This is a genomic window from Pseudomonas sp. MD330_10 (assembly GCF_042610415.1).
GTDB lineage: Bacteria > Pseudomonadota > Gammaproteobacteria > Pseudomonadales > Pseudomonadaceae > Aquipseudomonas > Aquipseudomonas rhodesiae.
In genome coordinates this window covers 96,030-109,176 of the sequence record NZ_JBHGZU010000010.1, presented here as the reverse complement: position 1 = coordinate 109,176, position 13,147 = coordinate 96,030, and the positions used below count along the sequence as shown (strand labels likewise).

8 protein-coding genes and 2 pseudogenes are annotated in these 13,147 nt (G+C 62.4%); all 10 read right to left on the bottom strand.

Features of this window, described 5'->3' with window-relative positions; translation table 11 throughout:
* Positions 1-2: 2 nt before the first annotated feature.
* Positions 3-845 carry a serine/threonine-protein kinase gene (locus ACFZPT_RS17285; protein ID WP_034113931.1) on the bottom strand — a complete coding sequence of 281 codons (843 nt, stop codon included), beginning with the start codon at positions 843-845 and terminating at the stop codon, positions 3-5.
* Positions 842-1,603, bottom strand: a complete 762-nt coding sequence (locus ACFZPT_RS17280; protein ID WP_052202219.1) for a PP2C family serine/threonine-protein phosphatase — start codon at positions 1,601-1,603, stop codon at positions 842-844. Before ACFZPT_RS17280 ends, ACFZPT_RS17285 begins: the two co-directional genes overlap by 4 nt.
* Positions 1,570-4,949: pseudogene (tssM, locus tag ACFZPT_RS17275) on the bottom strand (type VI secretion system membrane subunit TssM). The gene ACFZPT_RS17280 and the pseudogene tssM overlap by 34 nt, the downstream one beginning before the upstream one ends.
* A gap of 15 nt (positions 4,950-4,964) precedes the next feature.
* Positions 4,965-5,828: a type IVB secretion system protein IcmH/DotU gene (icmH, locus tag ACFZPT_RS17270; RefSeq protein WP_379555536.1), complete on the bottom strand. Its 864-nt coding sequence runs from the start codon at positions 5,826-5,828 to the stop codon at positions 4,965-4,967.
* A 5-nt stretch (positions 5,829-5,833) separates the two neighbouring features.
* A pseudogene (tssK, locus tag ACFZPT_RS17265) lies at positions 5,834-7,162 on the bottom strand (type VI secretion system baseplate subunit TssK).
* On the bottom strand, positions 7,149-7,649 hold the full coding sequence (gene tssJ / locus ACFZPT_RS17260; protein ID WP_034113934.1) for a type VI secretion system lipoprotein TssJ: 501 nt from the start codon (positions 7,647-7,649) through the stop codon (positions 7,149-7,151). The pseudogene tssK and the gene tssJ overlap by 14 nt, the downstream one beginning before the upstream one ends.
* Positions 7,650-7,654: 5 nt before the next feature.
* Complete coding sequence (gene tagH, locus ACFZPT_RS17255; protein ID WP_034113936.1) at positions 7,655-8,842, bottom strand: type VI secretion system-associated FHA domain protein TagH; 1,188 nt, start codon at positions 8,840-8,842, stop codon at positions 7,655-7,657.
* A 17-nt stretch (positions 8,843-8,859) separates the two neighbouring features.
* Positions 8,860-8,991, bottom strand: a complete 132-nt coding sequence (locus tag ACFZPT_RS17250) for a type VI secretion protein (RefSeq protein WP_080758744.1) — start codon at positions 8,989-8,991, stop codon at positions 8,860-8,862.
* Between the two features lie 55 nt (positions 8,992-9,046).
* On the bottom strand, positions 9,047-10,582 hold the full coding sequence (locus ACFZPT_RS17245; RefSeq protein ID WP_379555535.1) for a sigma 54-interacting transcriptional regulator: 1,536 nt from the start codon (positions 10,580-10,582) through the stop codon (positions 9,047-9,049).
* Positions 10,579-13,146, bottom strand: a complete 2,568-nt coding sequence (gene tssH / locus ACFZPT_RS17240) for a type VI secretion system ATPase TssH (RefSeq protein ID WP_034113939.1) — start codon at positions 13,144-13,146, stop codon at positions 10,579-10,581. The genes ACFZPT_RS17245 and tssH overlap by 4 nt, the downstream gene beginning before the upstream one ends.
* Between the last annotated feature and the right edge of the window lies 1 nt (position 13,147).

Genomic DNA, 13,147 nt, shown 5'->3' with positions numbered 1-13,147 from the left:
CACTACACGAACCAGCACCGTCTGACGCCGGCCATGGCCTCGCGCAGCTGTGCCACCGTGACCTTTCGCTGCTCCGGCGTCCAATGCAAGGCCGAGCGCAACGCCGGCCAACACCGCCTGGGTAAGCCGCGCGGTCTCGGCAGCGGCTGGTCGGGCTGACGTGGCGCCGAACGGCGGCCCTGGGCGAGTTCATAGACGACACAAGCCGCGCCGTACAGGTCAGCCAAGGCCGACAGCTCCCCACCCGCCATCAGCTCCGGTGCCGCGTACGCAGGCGTCCAGGCATTCAGACGGCTACGGCTCAAACCAGGCAACCTCGCCGCTTCCTGCGCCTTGCCGTGGCCCAGGCCGAAATCGAACAGACGCACCCCCTCGTCGCCCAACAGGATATTCGCCGGTTTTACATCGCCATGCAGAACGCCCTGCCGGTGGGCGTAGCTCAAGGCATCTAACAACTGCAGCGCCAGAGGCTGCAGTTCGCTCCACGGCAAACCCTCCGGACACTCCAACAGCAGGCGATCGAGGGTCACTCCCTGCAACAGCTCCATGGTGAAGAACGCCACTTCACGGACGGTGTCGACGTCGAAGGCGAACATCCGCACGACATGCTCATGGCGCAGGCTGCGGGTCAGGGCGAATTCGCTGTACAGCAACACATGACCATCCGGGGACTGGGCCAATGGCTCGCCCAGCAGTTTCAGGGCGACCCAGGCGTTGGCGTCGCCGAACGCCTCATGCAGCAGGTCGCGAGCCCGATAGACCACGCCCATGCCGCCGGAACCCAGTACGCGCTCAAGCTGATAACGCCCTGCCAGCACATCAGTCGGCCCCACCCCGGCGGTCATGGCTGAACCACCACGGCCGTCAAGTCGTCCGCTGCCGGCCCGCGCAGCACCTCGGTGAACAGCCGATCCACCACCTGACCGGGTGCGCCCCTACTCAGCGCACGTCCCAAGGCGTCATGGCCGAGGCCCTGATACAAACCATCGCTGCAAAGCAAAAACACATCGCCAGGACGAGTACACAGCTCCAACACTTCCAGAATCAGCGGTTGCCGCCCGCCCAGCGCACGGGTCAGAGACCTCGCTGCCGGGTGGGACTGCGCCTGTTGCAGGGTCAAGCGTTGCGTGTCCATCAGTTGCTGCTGCAAGGAATGGTCTCGCGATAGCTGATACAAGCGCTGCCCGCGCCACAGATAGCAACGGCTGTCCCCAGCCCAGACGCAGGCTGCCCGATTGCCCTCCAGCAACAACGCCACAACCGTGCTGCCCATGATTGCGTACGGCGCGCTTGCATTGGGGGGCAACCCTCGGCCCAGTCGACTGTCCAGTGCCCGCAGACAATGCCGCACGGCCTTGAGCCGCTGGTCGAAATTGCTCTGGCGCGGCAGCGCGGCAAGGCTGCTGATCACCCACTGGCTGGCCACATCACCGGCGCGATGCCCGCCCATCCCATCGGCCACGGCCCAGCAACCGTGTTGCGGGCAATCGAGAAATGCATCCTCATTGCGCGCACGCGTCCTGCCTCGCTCGGTGCGCCCGGCGCTGCGGCACGGGTCGCGCAGTTGGCTCACAACTGCTCCGGCAGACGGAAAGTGCGCCATGCCGCCATCTGGAACGGGCCCGGGTGGCGTGCGCTGCTGAGCAGGAAGTTGGCGCGCAGCCCCGCAAGATCGGCCTTGAGTACCTGGGCATTGCGGCCATTGGCGGGCTCGCTTTGCATCAGATCCAAGAACCGGAAGAACGACCAGGGCCCGCTGTTTTTCTCGATACCGAACGGCCGCTGGGCGCCACGCTCCAGCACCAGACTGCTGCGGCCGTTGTCTGCCTCTTCAGGCCAATGGAACGTCGTCGGCACGATCGGACCGTGGCGGTACTCCAGTTGTTTATCGCCGATGCGCAACACCGCGCGGCTAACCGTCGGGTCCAGGCTGTAGGGTGCCAGTGTGAAACGAACGGCCCATTCGCCCTGCTCCTCACTGAAAAAACCCAGGCGAATCAGTTGAGCTTTGGCCAGTTGCTCCAGGGACGAGCGTGACATCGGCAGGCTGCGGCCATCCAAGCCGCGCAGCCGGAAGCGGCTGCCTTCGGTGCTTACAAAAGGCTTCACGTAGGTCTCGTAAAAACGCGCCATGGCGCCCCTTGGCTTGAAAAACTCCTGAAAATCCCCCAGCGCGACCTCGCCCGCGGCTTGCGCATTGAAGGGGTATCGACGCTGGATGGCCTTGGCGTAGAAGCCATAGACCTCACTCTGATAACGCTGATTGACGTGCACATACGCATCATCGAGCAGCAATCGCCAACTGTCGTCAGCGATAGCTTCGAGCCAGCCTTTGAGGGGCAGCGGCAGGCGCGCCGCTCTGTCGCGCAGTTGGCCTAACAGCGGCTGCTGCCCCTCCATGCGCTGCTTGACCAACTTGAACGCCGCCTGTTCCGTCGCCCCTTCGCGGTTCAGGGCGACCAATTGCAAGTGCCACTCGTGGAGCAGCCGCAAGGCCTGCAACCATTCGCCGTCGGGGTTGCGCTCGGCATCCAGCAACTGGTGCAAGGGCTCGAAGCGACGCAGCAACGCACGGCGAGCGGAGTCCGGCACGGCCTGCGCCTGGAGGCCGCTAAGCAGCCCTGCGGCAGCCTCGCTCTGAGTCGAGGTACCGCGCTCGATGGCCTGCTGTACGCCACCAAGGCGCTCATGAGCCGTCGGAAAACGCGTGTGCTCATGCACCTGCTGCAACAAACGCACTAGCGGTGATTGCATTGAGGAGAGGCCCGCGAGTGTATCGACATGCTCTCGGAGGGTTTCGCTCGGTTCCAGACGGACGCGGCTCAGGGCGCGGCTCCAAGTATCGGCGTACTCGCTGAAATAGCGTTGTTCCAGCTCCTGCATCAACTGCCGCATATCCATCGGACTAAGATCGCCACCCTCCCCGAGAACCCAGTTGTCCTGGACAATCCCATTGACCAGACGCGAGCCCTGCTTTTCAAAGTGCTGCACGTACTGGTGGGTAAAGAACCCCGGAATGAGGGGTTCGCCCGCCGTCACCCCTGCCCCCTCCGCCAAGCGATAGGGTTCCAGATTGCGGGCCTGATCACGCAATACGCGATAGATCACACCCGCCAGCGACTCTCCGCGCAGGGCCTGGCGAGCCGCTGCCACCCGTTCGGCATTCAACGGCGATTCAAAAGATAGCCTAAGCAAATATGAGAAATGCGCGTTCAGCCTGTTCTGCGCCGAGCTATCCCCGCCATATAGCGCAGCCCACTGAGCCGCCACGCGCTCGGCCAGCCAGGTCGCGTCCCGACGCTCGGGCAAACTGAGCATCAGGTAGGCCCGCAGGCTGTCCATCAACTTTTCGCGGTCGTTCAGCGTGGCCTGCACCTGCGCTTCGAGCAACGCCGCGACCTCGGGCAATAATTGTTGGCGCAGCGCGTCCTCATAAGCCGTCACCAACACCGGGCGACTGATCTCGCCCTGATACAGCCCGGCCCGTTCGTTCCGGCGCGCATCCGTCACCGCGGGAAACACCTGGGTGGCAGCCAGCCGGCTGTCCAGCAGTGGTAGCAACGCCAGAGTGGCGTCCGAACCTGGTGTCGCCGGGGGGTGAGGCGCGATCAGCTGCGCCAGTTGCATCAGGCGCTGATGATTGGCCGAATAACTGTGCGCCCACAATGCCCCGCTGCCGACCACAACCCCTGATGCCGCCAATATCAGCAAGCCCTGACGAAGATGGAGGCGACGTCGCTCCGGGGTCTGCAACCCCGCAAGGCCGGCCTCGGCAAAAATCACCTGTTTGAACAAACCTTGAACAAAATGGCCGCGCCTGCCAGCGGTTTCCGCACTCGTCAGATAGAACCCACGCAGTCCATAGATACGTTGGAAGCGATGAGCCGAGAACCCGGACTCCACAAACAGGCACAACCGCTCGGCGATTCGCGCGGCCTGCCGAGGAAAATCAAGCATGACGCCGCGCCGCTCGGCACTGCGCTCCTGGTGCAATCGCGGGATCAGCTCCGTGCCCAGACGCTTGAGCAAGGCTTCAAAGGCATCGCGTACCTGGGCCATCTCGGTACCGGTTTTACTGGCGGGCAAACGCTCTCCCAATACCGCTTGGGCGCTGCCCCCCTGAGGCGTATCGAAGAATTCGGCAAACCCCGGCAAGCGGTCAGCCTGGGTCAGCACCAGATAAATCGGCACATCCATATGCAGCGTCTGGTGGATGTCCTGCAAGCGCGCATGCACATGGCGGGCATGCAGATCCAAGTCGTGTTCGTTGCCGCCGAGCAAGGTGTCCACCGCCAGCGTCACCACCACGCCATTGAGAGGACGTGCCCGGCGCCGCGATTTGAGCAAGCCCAGCAACGTCGCCCAGCCTGCTTCGTCCACTTCACCATCGGGCTGCGTCAGATAGCGCCCGGCGCTTTCGACGATCACGGCCTCATCAGCCAGGAACCAATCAAAGTAGGCGGTCGTGCCTGAGGGTGTGTCGCTGCGGTCGAGCGGAAACCGCACGCCGCCGGCGGCCAACAACTGGCTTTTGCCACTGCCCTGTTCGCCGATCAGAAGGTACCAGGGCAAGTCATTGCGCCAACGCTCGCCACGCTCCCCGTAACAGCGTGAGGTTTTCAGGGTCTGCAACGCCTCCTTGAAACGCCCGCGCACCTGCCGCCGCTCTTGGTCGATCAACACCTGACGTTGATGTCGCGCCTGGTGGTCCGGCCTGTCGAGCCATGCCGCGCGCCGCCCTCCCACGACCACCATCACCAGGCCCCATAGCAGAAACAGCACGCTGATGCTCAGCAGACGTGCCGTGGCCCGTGCCAGAACCGATAATCGTCCACCGCCAACAACGGCCCTAAACACCACACCAGCGCCGCCAGGCATAACACCAGCAGCAGGCTCCAGACCCAACTCTTGCGCAGCACTCTGCCCACGCCCGTGAAGAATGCGTTCATTGATTGCTCCCAGCGTTACATCGGCGTCCGCGTCTGTTCCGGCGCCACGGATTGAAAGGGTTGCAGGACGGTCATGCGCTCGTTGCGCAAGACCCAGGCAAACCCGGAGTACACCACCAGCAAGCAGGCGACGGTCAGGACAACAACCCAGGTCGCCGAGATCATCCGCAACGGTGTGTCGCCTGCTCGCCCAGGCTCAACCGACGCCGCCGACGGCAGGCGTTCACCGCGCACGTGCCGGATCTGTCGATATAAACCATCGCGTACCGCTTCCAGTTGCGCCGCTCCACGCTCCATGACGCGATACTGGCCTTCGAACCCTATCGATAAGCACAGGTACATCAGTTCAAGCATGGCCAGGTGCTTGATCGGATCGCGGGACAAGCGCTCCAGCAACTGGAAAAATTTCTCGCCGCCGAAGGTTTCCTGATGAAAACGGCTCAGCAGGCTCATGGTCGACCAGTCACTGCGGGCACCCCACGCCGTGGTCACCACCGCCTCGTCAATCACACTGCACAGCACATAGCGGGCAGACATGACCTGACTCTTTTCCGCCCCCTGATGGGAGGCCCGCATTTCAAATGCCGAAACCCCCGCCGATAATCGATCGTTGAGGCTCTGCAAGCTCTCCCGGCCCGAACTGGCCTTGAGCTGTACCACCTGGGACAGCAGTTCCCAGGCCGCCGTTACCAAGGTGTTGGGCCCTATATCGAAGCTCTGCACGCCCTGCAGGGCGGCCGAGTAAATCATGCGGTCTTCCAGCTGTTCGAAGCGCGGAGGCGTTGGGAAGTCCTTCAGCGCCCCCTGTGCCGGTTGGTTGCCCTCGCGGTCTAGCAGGACGGTTTTTTCGTCCTGCGGGTATTCACTGTCCATAGTCATGATGTTCAGTTCCTGATGGCCCAAAAGTTGAGTTCCAGTCCTGCGAACTCGCCGCTGGCGTGGAAGGCGAAGCCACCCGACTGCTCCAGCTGTGTGATGTCGCGGACACTGAGATCGAGCATGAAATAGGTTTTGCCGGCATGGAACGGGATCTGCCGCGGTGCCACCGGCAGCGGCTTGAGCTTGATACCCGCCAGGTGCAGGTTGACCAACTCACGAATGCGCTCCACAGGGCCGATCTTGAGGTGCGCCGGCAGACGGTGGCGCAGTTCTTCCGAATCGCACTGGGCCTCGGCCGCCAGAATGAAGGTGGCGCAACCCAGCAGTTTGAGATCGCTGACCGGGCAAACCAGCACGCCGTATTGGCGCGGTTGCAACGCGAGCTGCGTCGCATGCTGCTCCAACACCCGCGACAGCGCCGTTCGAATGCCGTCCATCAAGCTTCGGAAGCTCTCACCCTGGTCGTCATGTCGGTACCGCCCCTGCGACTGCGCGCGCTTGTTATCGGTGCCGTATGTCGATAGCTCGCCGAGCAACGACAGCAACTGGCGATACACCGCTTCTGGACGGACCTGGGGCTAGCTCAAGTAGTGATGCAAGACCAGTTCCGTACGGTTGATCAATTGCAGCATGAGGAAGTCACCCAACTGAGCGCCCGCCGATCCGCCATTGCCCTGGACGCGCGCGGCAATCGCATCGCCCCGGGTAGCGAGTAGGCTGATCACCTCCTTGATGCACGACGCTACGTAGCCAGAACGCTGTAGATAGAGGAAGGTCGGTACGAAATCCGCATCCAGCGTCACGCCCCCTTCCCGCGTCGATTCCACAACCTGGGCCACCTGGAGTTTCACCAGCAGCGGATCATCGCGTTGCTCCCCCAACACCAATCGCAGGTCCGGGCGCGCGCAATGGATCTGGCAGCGTGAATCGGCGCCCGCGTTGGAGTCGCCGACTTGAAGTTCACAGCTGACATAACGCGCCAGCACGTCGCCCTGCTCCGGGAGCCGCGCTTCGACCTGATTGCCGATCGCCAGCGGTAACGCCAGGTACACGGCCTGTCCGCCGGCACCGACGGGAACCTGCAATACCAGCGGTTCGTCGGCACTGCCCAATGCAAACAGGCTGCCGTCGGGAAACATCCCGCTGGCCTGGGTAAGCACCACCTTGCCCAGGTTGAGGTGCTGGGTATCGACGTGCAGCGTCAGGAATCCCCAACCGTTACTGCCCATCAGGCGTGTCTGATTGAGTTGCTGCTGGTAATAGCGGTCGTTGTGCTGCAAGTGCTGAGGACGCAGCAGCATGCCTTCCTGCCAGATGACTTTATAGGCCTGCATTTGAGTTCCCCGACCGGCTGGCGAACGGATCGACAAGACGAATACCCGATTCGTCCAACATCACTTCGACACGCGTGCGCTGTTGCGGGGCCACGGGCAACGCCAGCCGCCATTGCACATGGGGCAAATCCCGATAAGCGGCCAGCACACCGACATAACGGCTCTGTGGCTCGATGCTGAGTCTGAGCGCCACCTGTTCACCGGGGCGTAGTTCCAGCTCCTCGGAGTTCACCCAGTCCTTAGGCAATGCTTGTTCAGCTCGGGCATACAGGCTGAAGAAATCGGCATTTTCGAACGCGACCGGATGGCGCAGCTCCAGCAGATGCACCACCACGGGGGAAGGCCGACCGTGCAAGTCCGGGTTCAGCGCTTCGCCGGTCGTCAACGTCAGGTCCAGTTTGGTCAGGGTTGAAAACGGTCCGACATGACTGCAACCGCTCGACAGGCTCAGCGCCAACAGCATCAATGCAATAAAGGTTCGATACATAAATCTCATCCTGGGTACGCCGCATGCAACGTGGAAACCAAGCGCACCTGTTCCTCGTAGGCCTTGGAAAAATCGCTATTCAACAGCTGTTCATCCAGGGGGAGCTCATCGACCAGATGTCGGTAGTGACGCTGATAGGCGCGCCAGCACGCGCCGTCGGTGGTGAACCTGGCCGGTTTACCTTCTCGCTCGAAGCACAGCATCAAATGGCTCGGCGCAAACGCCGCGAGCGCGCCGCGCACCGCCGCTCGACAAGCCACCACCAACGCCAACTGATGGACTTGCATCTCCCGACAGGCTTGAGCCAGCGCCAACTCGGCGGACAATTGACCCAGCTCGCCCGCGCCCAGCAATGCCGTTATGGTCGCCTGGGTATCGAGGCAGTCTTTCAGCGGGTTATGGCTTTTAAAGCCAGGCATGGCTGCGCCCAGGTTCAATTCATTGTTCAGCTCATCTCGAGTGCGCAGGCATTGCTGCATTCCCTCGACGGTTTGTCTGAACAGGCCCGCCACTTTGATCGCCAGCGCTTCGCAGGCCACGCTATCGAGCCCATCCATCCGCAGGCCCAGGGCGTCGCCAAACTGCGCCCAGAAGGCTGCCGGCAGCTCGGGCACGCTTGGGTCAGGTGGAGGGGGTGGCATGCGCTTGGGAGGTTGCGCCCATCTCGGCACCGTCAGGTGATCGCGCTCCACGGCGCTATGGGCAAACGAACAGGTGGGCGTTTCTATACTGTGCGCCAGTGCATCCAGCTCCTCGCAAGACTCATCGCACCGTTGCTCATGCGCCAAGGCGTGCATCGGGTCCAGTCCAAAAAATGCGTCATCTGGAATGGTGTCGGCGCAGGCCAGCGCCTGCCGGTCGTCCTGCGTCGTCCAGCGCGGTCGCAAGTGCGCGCGAATGTCCAAGGCGCCCAGCTGATAGACCTCGCCGTCGGCGATCAGCCGCGCCTGCCCCTTCCTCAAACGCTCCATGCCGCCTGCCACGCCAATGCCATTACTGCTGACATCCGTCAGAAAGTACTGCCCATCTCGATAGCTGATCAACGCATGGTGGCTGGAGAGCAGCCGCGTCGCATCCGGAATTACCCAGTCGCATCCTGCGCCACGGCCGATAAAACCCCCGACGCGGTCAAACACCTTGCGCAGCGGCGCCTCACCGCTGGCGGTGTCACATACCTCGAATACTAATTGCATCGCTCGGCACTCCTTGCTCACTGACCACGACGCGTCGTTTGGGGGTCGCCCAGCGGACGGTAATCGGCATCATCAAAAACGTAGTTGGCGTTACAGCCGCTCAGTAGACACAGCACAAGCCCCCAGGCTTGCCACGGACGTAGAAGCATCAGGTTTCTCCCGGAAAATTCAGGTACGCGGTCGGACAACACATCCTTGATCGGCTCATTCAGCACTCCCGGCCACATCGCCACAGGGAATGTTCAGACGCGCAAGTCGATACAGCAGCGTGCGACGTGCCACGCCCAGCTCACGGGCGGTACGGGTCCGGTTACCACGGTTCTTGTGCAGGCAATCGAGCAGAAATACCCGCTCAACCCGCTCCAGGCGCTGGCGTAACGTCGCATCGACACAGGGCACTACCGGCGTCGGCTCCAGGCACAAGTGCGCCGGCAGGATCAGGTTCTCGTCACACAGCAATACCGCGCGTTCGACTCGGCATTTGAGTTCGCGAACATTGCCGGGGAACGGATGACCGGACAGTTGATCGAGCGCCGCACTCGACCATTGCACCGTTGACCGACCCAATGCGACACAGGCCTTTTCGGCGAAATGCCGCGCCAACAGCAATACATCGCCATCTCGCTCGCGCAAGGGCGGCAGCTCGATGGGGAATTGCGCCAACCGGTAATAAAGATCCTCGCGAAATGCCCCCTCGGCCACCATGGCCGTCAGGTCGCGGTGGGTCGCGGCAATGATGCGCACATCCACCCGATGAGCCGCGCTGGCGCCAAGCGGACGGATTTCACCTTCTTGCAAAACCCGTAATAGCTTGGCCTGCAGCGACAACGGCATGTCGCCTATTTCATCCAAAAGCAAGGTGCCGCCATCGGCGGTATCGAACAAACCGATGTGGTTGCGCTCGGCGCCGGTGAAGGCGCCTTTGCGGTAACCGAACAGCTCACTTTCCAGCAAGCCTTCAGGGAAGGCGGCACAGTTCTGCACCACGAACGCCTTACCGTTGCGTGGGCCGGCGCTATGGATGGCGCGCGCCACCACTTCTTTGCCGGTGCCGGTCTCGCCGCTTAGCAGCACGGTGTAGGGAGCCTGCAAAACCTTGTCGATCAAACGACAGGTATCGGCCATCGCTTTGCTGGTGCCGATCAGGCCGTGAGTGCTTTGGGGGGCTCGCGCGCTGACCTGGTTCGCCGCGCGGCTGTGGGCAGGACGCACGCGGCGCAGTAAACCCAATTGCGTCAACGCAAAGCTGCCCAATTGCCCCAATGACCGGGCATAGTCCTGCAAGGGTCTGGGGCGCAGGCTGGCGCACAACAGCAAGCCTGCGAGGCTTTCACGCCGACCGAACAGCGGTATACATGACAACGACTGCCACGACGTCGCCATCGCCGGTAAGAAGCCGCTCTCGTAAACGCTACCACTCAGGTCATCCAGGTTCAGAGGGCTGGCTTGCTTGAGGACATACTGCAACAGCGGCTGATGCTGAACGTCGTCGCCGCATAGCCGCCCGCCTGGCGGCAAGGTACTCGCTAAGTGCTGGGCAATCAGCTCAAGCCGACCCGTCGTCTCGTCGTACTTATACAACTGGCTCAGTTCGCACTGGCTAAGCTGCGCCGTCGCCGCGGCACACAGCTCGGGCAAGCTCGCCTCGTCACTGTCGGTGCCCAGGCGCGTGAACCAGCCCAACAATGCTTCGGCATAAGCCAGGGGATGGGGCAGTTGGCTAAAGAGATTGTCCGTCATTGGCTGAACTCGCAGATCGGTTGTCCACGGTGGTCAAGATCGGCATGGGCGCGCGACAGCGATTCACCGACGGCCATCGCCTCCAGCAGACGGTTGACCATTTGTGGCATCAAATGGGTCTCGATCCATTGGTCGATATAGCGCGCGCCACTGTCGCTATGGCTGCAACGGTCAGCCATATGCGCGACCAGTTCCGCTGTATAGCTGAACGCCAGCCGGCGTGCTTCCAACCGCCGCCCGAGGCACTCCAGCTTGGCCCTGGCCAACTGCTGCAACACATCGCCCGCGATCGGGTAATAGGGCAATACGCGCATGCGCGCCAACAGCGCCGGTTTGAAATAATCGCGCAACAGCGGATAGATCGCTGCGTGCAGCGCCTGCGCATCCGGCCGCTGGGCGCCGGAACACAGATCAGTAATGCAATCGCTGCCCAGGTTGGACGTCATCAGGATCAGCGTATTGCGAAAGTCGATTTCCCGACCTTCGCCATCGTTGGCCAGGCCCTTGTCGAAGATCTGATAAAACAGGTTCAGCACCTCCGGGTCGGCCTTTTCCACTTCATCCAGCAGTACGACCGAATACGGTCGTTGACGCACCGCCTCCGTCAACACGCCGCCCTCGCCGTAACCGACATAACCGGGCGGCGCCCCAATCAGCCGAGATAGCGCATGTTTCTCCTGGTACTCGGACATGTTCAAGGTCGTGACAAAGCGCTCACCGCCGTAGAGCAAGTCGCCCAGGGCCAGTGCCGTTTCGGTCTTACCTACGCCGCTGGGTCCCACCAGCAGAAACACACCGACCGGCGCGTCGGGCTTATTGAGGCCAGCGGCGACCGCTCTTAGATTACGATCCAGTGCCTGCACGGCAGGCTCCTGACCGAGGATGCGTGCACGCAGTGCCTGGGCAAACCCAGTGACCGCATCACTGTGCTCAAACGCCAGGCGTTCGACCGGAATCCCCGTCCACGCGCTGATCACCTCGGCCACCAGGCGTGGGCAAACCTCAAGATGAACCAATGGCTGCGGGCCTTGCAGTGCAGACAATGCCCGTCTCTGTTCGCCAAGTGCCTGCTCCAGGGCATCGACGCCCTGCCCTCCACGGCGAGCGTCCTCCAGTTGTCGGCGCAGAGTCAGTGCCTGTTCCGCGCACGCGCGCTGTTCGAGCCAACGCTGCTCCAATGAGTGCCGCTCGCTCTCTACTGCCGCCAAGCGAAGATCCAGCGCGTGCAAAGCCTGCGTATCCACCGGCACCCCGGCATCCCTGTCGCGAATCCATGCCAGGCGTTGTCGGGCGCCTTCGGCCAGATCCGCCTCCAGACGCTGCAACGCCTCAGGCGCGCAAACCCGGCTGATCCGCGCACGCGCGCAAGCGGTATCCAGTACATCCACCGCTTTATCGGGTAGCTGTCGACCCGCCAGATAACGGGCACTCAAGTGTGCCGCCGCCACGACGGCGTCGTCACGCACGTAGACCCCATGACTGGTCTCGTGCACCGGCACTAGCCCACGCAGGATCGAAACCGCCTGTTCGACGCTGGGCTCACCGACATGGATGGGCTGGAATCGCCGCGCCAGGGCCGGGTCTTTCTCGAAGTGACGCTTGTATTCGGACCAGGTGGTCGCGGCAATGGTGCGTAGCTCACCGCGCGCCAACGCCGGCTTGAGCAGGTTGGCGGCATCGGCGCCACCTGCCGGGCCTCCCGCTCCCACCAGGGTATGGGCTTCATCGATAAACAGAATAATCGGGCGTGGGGATGCGTTGACCTCGTCGATCACCCCCTTGAGACGCCGCTCGAATTCACCTTTGATGCTGGCCCCGGCTTGCAGCATGCCCATGTCCAGCGTCAGCACGCGCACATCCTTCAACAGTTCCGGCACTTGGCCGCCGACAACGCGCAGGGCTAGTCCTTCGACAATTGCGGTCTTGCCCACTCCGGCTTCGCCGACCAGTAGCGGATTGTTCTTACGTCGGCGCACAAGGATGTCGATCAACCGGCGAAGCTCATCATCCCGACACAGCACCGGGTCGATGCGCCCGGATTGCGCCTGGCGTGTCAGATCGTGGGTAAACCGTGCCAGGCAGGACTCGTCAGCCAATGCAGGCGGGGTTTCAACGGCGCGACTCGACACAAACTCAAGCACGCGCTGCGTATCCACACGGCTCAACAGTTCTTGGTAAGCACAGCCGGCATGCTGCTGCGGATGCTGCAGCAGCGCCAATAGCAGCGCGGCGTGGTCCACCTCGGTTTGACGCAATTGCAAGTGGGCAACGAGCGATGCCTGCTGCAACCATTGCACCAGCGCCTGGGCGAATACCGGATTACGTGACGCGTTTGCCTGCGCTTTTGGTTGCAAGATAGCTTGCAGCTCGCCCACCTCGACACCCGCGTCGGCCAATGCCCGTGCCAGAAGGCAATCGCTGTGCTCCAACCAGGCCAATAGGTAGTCTTCTACCAAGACCTCATGGCCACCCCGTGTGACGCATCGCTCGGCGGACCGCTCCAGATCTCGCCGTGCCTGTGGGGTCAATGTGCGGATAAGTTGTTGCAGGTCTACATTCATCATC